The organism is Ruegeria sp. BHSB058 (assembly GCF_059613285.1).
Genome location: NZ_JBXWSF010000198.1, coordinates 1 through 1,179 on the forward strand (window position 1 = coordinate 1; position 1,179 = coordinate 1,179).

Sequence of the window (1,179 nt, forward strand, 5' to 3'; positions counted from 1 at the left end):
ATGACCGACGCCAGCCCCTCTTTGGCGCCTGTTTCGGGCATCAGGCCATCGCGGTGGCTCTGGGCGGCAAGGTAGGGTTCAATCCCGCCGGCTGGGTCTATGGCGTGACCCGGAACCGCCTGCTCACCCGCCCGGACTGGGCAAAGGAGCTGCCCGAGGACATCAACCTATATGGCTGTCATCAGGAACAGGTCACGCAGCTGCCGCCCGGCGCCTGCAACATGACCGCATCGGATGCCTGCGAAAGCTCGGGCTTCTTCATCGGCACGCACATCTATACCACCCAGCAGCACCCGGAAATGGACAAGGGTTTTGTCATCGCCCTGGCCGAGGAAATGCGTCCCCTGATCGGTCAGACCTTATGCGACAAGGCCCTGACCTCGCTCAGCCAACCTGTGCATCAACAAGGCTATGCGGAAAGCATCGCGCGGTTTTTTCAGCAGGCTCGCGCCGCCGACACCTGACCCCCCCTCTGTAAAACATTGACTTTGTGGAAAATGTGCTAAGCTCACGCCGGGGCAGGTGACACCGGCTTGTCGCAGCAGCAAACTCAACAGGGAGCAATGAAATGTGCGATATTTGTGTGATGAACGCCGTCAAGGACCGGATGCTGTCGCGGCGATCCTTCTTCAAGGCCGGTGCCGTGGCAACAGCCGGCGCGGCGCTGGGAACCGCCACCGCAAGCCCGGTCCGCGCGATGAGCCACAGTGACGTCGTCGACATGACGCATGTATACGACGCCGACTTCCCGACCTATTTCGGCACGCCCGGCATCGAAGCGACGCAGGCCTTCAACTTCAAGGAACACGGGTTCAACCTGTTCAATCTTGCGGTCAACGAACACACCGGCACCCATATCGACGCGCCGCTGCATTTCTCGGCGGACGGCCAGTCGATCGACGAAATCCCCGTGTCGAACCTGGTCTGCCCGCTTTGCGTGGTGCACATCCACGAAAAGGCCGCGCAGGACGCCGATGCGCAGGTGACACCGGACGACATCAAAGCCTGGATCAGCACCAACGGTCCGATCCCGGATGGCGCCTGCGTGGCGATGCATTCCGGTTGGGAAGGCAAAACCGGCGGCCCGGAATTCCGCAACGCCGATGACGAAGGCAAGATGCACTTCCCCGGTTTCCACGTCGAAGCCGCGCAAATGCTGATCGAGGAAACCGGCGCAGT

The 1,179-nt window shown here is 61.5% G+C and carries 2 protein-coding genes; both read left to right on the plus strand.

Annotated elements, in window-relative coordinates:
* Positions 1-464 (plus strand): type 1 glutamine amidotransferase (locus AC2FNB_RS21330; protein WP_496748720.1); only part of this gene is annotated, 464 nt, incomplete at its 5' end.
* A 104-nt stretch (positions 465-568) separates the two neighbouring features.
* Positions 569-1,179 (plus strand): cyclase family protein (locus tag AC2FNB_RS21335; protein ID WP_496748721.1); only part of this gene is annotated, 611 nt, incomplete at its 3' end.